The 2,994-nt window shown below is 40.3% G+C and carries 1 protein-coding gene and 2 pseudogenes; 1 reads left to right on the forward strand and 2 read right to left on the reverse strand.

All coding sequences use genetic code 11. The features are described 5' to 3' along the window. A partial coding sequence (locus CDZ78_RS07340; protein WP_140413926.1) for an IS66 family transposase occupies window positions 1–300 on the forward strand: 300 nt, incomplete at its 5' end. 39 nt (window positions 301–339) lie between these two features. On the opposite strand, the pseudogene CDZ78_RS22940 reads toward CDZ78_RS07340, so the two are convergent. Continuing rightward, window positions 340–498, reverse strand: a pseudogene (locus CDZ78_RS22940) (transposase); the annotation flags it as partial. Continuing rightward, window positions 497–2,440, reverse strand: a pseudogene (locus tag CDZ78_RS07350) (type I restriction endonuclease subunit R); the annotation flags it as partial. The pseudogenes CDZ78_RS22940 and CDZ78_RS07350, both read right to left, overlap by 2 nt. Window positions 2,441–2,994 lie beyond the last annotated feature (554 nt).

The following is a 2,994-nucleotide window of genomic DNA, read 5'->3' on the forward strand; positions in this document are numbered from 1 at the left end:
CGATCGCACTATATTGATGATGGTAATATACAAATTGATAATAATGCAGCGGAACGTCATATCAAGCCGTTTGTGATTGGCCGTAAAAACTGGTTATTTAATCAAACTCCACGCGGCGCTAATGCCAGCGCACTACTTTACAGTCTTGTGCAGACAGCGGTAGCCAATAACCTAGAGCCTTTTGATTACTTAAAGTATTTACTCACCGCACGACCCAAGCTTGGTAGGCACTATAAGCCAGAGGCATTGGATCAGTTTTTACCCTGGAACCTGACTGAAAAAATCAAGCCTTTAAAGTAAGTGGCGTAGCTTGTCTAGGTGGGAAGAAGCGACGCTTACGAAGTTCCGCGCACGGCGAAAGCCTTTGGGTAAAACATGCTGCAGCACCAGCCATAAAAAATCAGCTCCCGGCACTGTTTTGGTTTGATAGCGTTTGGTTTTGCTGTCCTGATAACGATATGTCACTTTGCCATCGATACAGGATAAAATATCCTGTTTTGGCTAGTTGGGGCAATGTCTGCCCTGCACTTTGCTCAATTTTATGCTGTATTTTTTTATCAATTTGTTTGCTGAGCCTAATTAAACGATTAGCCAGACTTTGTACGGTGTCATTATCTCTATGCCCTAAGGCAACACCTTGCAGTAAGTCTTTAAGCGAAAGGTTTGAGTTACGTTCTAAAGGTCGACTTTCTGTTTTTAGTGATTTTTCTACTCCTACCGCATCAATTAATACAAAGCGGTCTTTGGCATTGCTGGCACTTTGGCTGACTCGATGGAGCTCTTCATATCCCAAACTGCGTACACCTCGGCCTTTCATTTGTTCGTAATAGCCTTTGGAGCGTACATCACGCATAAACAGCAGAATTTCCAGTGGTTTTACATCAGTGCCTGTGGCGATCATATTAACGGTGACGGCAATACGTGGATTATATTCGTTACGGAAGTCAGTCAATACCGCATCGGGATCTTTGGCGTTATAAGTGACTTTTTTACAGAAGGCATTACCTTCAGCATAGACTTCGCGCACCATTTGAATAATATCATCGGCATGGCTGTCTGTTTTAGCAAAAATGAGTGTTTTAGGCACTTCTTTACGGCTGGGAAATATTTTAGTTTCTACCGCTAATTTCATTGCTTTAATCACTTGCCTAATTTGACTAGGATTAACTACCGACCTATCTAATTCTTTGCCTGTATATACGTTTTCCTCTTCTGTCTGATCCCAACGTTTTTTACGGGTGAGTTTATCACGATGATCTACCCATTCTTTGGCTTTTAATTCTGCCCCTGCCTTAGTGATTTCAGTTTCTATTTCGTAAACATCGTAGCCGACATTAACCCCGTCAAGCACGGATTCTTCATAGCTGTATTCTGCGACTACATTTTCATTAAAAAAGCCATAAGTCCGTTTATCGGGAGTTGCGGTTAAGCCAATTAAAAAAGCATCAAAATAATCTAATACTTGCTTCCATAGGTTATAGATAGAGCGGTGGCATTCATCAACAATAATAAAGTCAAAGCTTTCTATGGGGACGGCAGGGTTGTAGCGCACCTGTTTGGTTTGTTTTTGCAGTTGCCTTGTTTCAAATAACGATATATCTTCGGCACTTTCATCAATTTCATGTCCAGTTAAAATGGAATACATGCGTTGAATAGTACAAATACAAACTTCTGCCGCACTATCAATGGTATTGCTCGTTAAGCGTTGGACGATATGGTTTTCATGAAAAAAGGTTTCTTTACCTGCGAGTTTAAAAGCATGAAATTCTTGCTGTGCCTGTTTGCCTAAATTGCGTGTATCTACCAGAAAAAGTATACGTTTCGCCCCTGCATAATTAAGCAAACGATACACAGCATTAATAGCAGTAAAGGTTTTACCTGCGCCCGTTGCCATATGAATTAATGAGCGAGGCAGGTTTTTAGCCAGGGAGTGTTGTTCTAGCCCAGTAATGGCACTGATTTGACAAGCCCGTAGATTAGCTACGGGCAATTCAGGCATGTTATTAGCTAACCTATGGCGCAGAGTGTCGGGCTGGCCGTACCATTGTTGCAGCATTTCGGGCTTAAAAAAATGGAAAACTTCTCTGGAGCGGGGCGAGGGATCTCTAATATCAGTAAAGTGTATTACTTGGCCAGTGGCTTCGAATAAAAAGGCTAGCGGTATTTTTTCTTTATGCCATTTAAGTTTGCTGGAGGCATAGCGCTGGGTTTGCTCTTCTACTGGTGTAAGTATGGTTTGGTCTTTTTTAGCTTCGATAACACCTACTGCAATGCGGCTAACATAAAGGATGTAATCGGCAGGCCCGGTATCTGTTGGGTGTTCACGCACGGCAATCTCTAGGGCAGCACCAAGATTGACATCTTTCCAGTCTTGTATTTGCCAACCTGCTTGCTCAAGCTTTTTGTCTATTTCTTGTCTAGCTTTAGCTTCGGGCGACATTGAGATTCCTTTCTAGGGAAAGTGGTTATGAACAGTTTATTTAACCTAATAGCTTACCGATTTTATGATGAAGAATATACATACAGTTAACCTAGCAAATTTTAACACCAGATACCTTATATGAATCATGGTAATAAATACATTTTCACTCAATTCAATTCACTTAACCGTACTGACTACGACTTAACCTGCCAGTATGGCTAATACAAAAGTAATTTTTGAACGTCCAATTGACTCTCACAAAATGACTAAGAACGAAATCTGACTGCGATTATCATTTATCCTTTTGAAGGTCATAGATTAACCTGGTGTTTTCTGTCACATTTTAGCGTTTATTAATCCAAATATTACTTCTTGAACTGAAGTTTCCCAATTATTGAGTAGCTGAAATACACAATGCTGGTGTATCGAGGTTTATTTTAGGTGGTTTTGCCATGTTTATAGCAAACCCCTACTTAATTCCCCTTAGGCAATAGCATTTGAAACGAATGAAAAGACTATTTTTTTCATATAGTTGTAGCATAGTTTCAATTTTACCATAAATAATTATTGGG

The sequence above is a fragment of the Bathymodiolus platifrons methanotrophic gill symbiont genome (assembly GCF_002189065.1).
In the GTDB taxonomy this organism is placed as follows: Bacteria; Pseudomonadota; Gammaproteobacteria; order Methylococcales; family Methylomonadaceae; genus Methyloprofundus.